Raw genomic sequence first — 440 nt, forward strand, 5'->3', positions numbered from 1 at the left:
TGGTATTTCTCTTTCGTATACTGCACGTCTTTCAACACCTCTTGTAGTGCCTGGTTGTCTGCCTGTTCGTAACCATTGAATAACGTATTGTAGATTACTAATCCAACTATTAATGGTCTTGATTTCATTCTCTAATCGCTTTATTTCTTCCATATCTTGAATCTGTTTAGCACGTAGTAATTTTGTTTTTCGTATTGGTAATAATGTCTTTGTATCTTTTAAAGTACGTTTATATTCTTGGATTAAATCATTCATTTTCGTTCCCCCTATGAACAAATTGAACAAAAAAAGGGAACACTAAATGCGCGCAATAAATACTTGCGTTCATTTTAGTGCTCCCGGTTGTTCCTGATCAGCTCTATGTTTATTAAGTTAAATTTATAATATCAAAGTTTTCTACTATATGCTAGTTCTGTACGAACCACCTTGCCATTTTGCCA

Annotated in this window: 1 pseudogene; it reads right to left on the bottom strand. The window is 33.6% G+C overall.

Features of this window, described 5'->3' with window-relative positions:
- Positions 1 to 255 (bottom strand): annotated as a pseudogene (locus KTHG_RS00265) (Fis family transcriptional regulator); the annotation flags it as partial.
- Positions 256 to 440 lie beyond the last annotated feature (185 nt).

This window comes from Kurthia sp. Dielmo, assembly GCF_000307285.2.
Lineage (GTDB): Bacteria > Bacillota > Bacilli > Bacillales_A > Planococcaceae > Kurthia > Kurthia populi.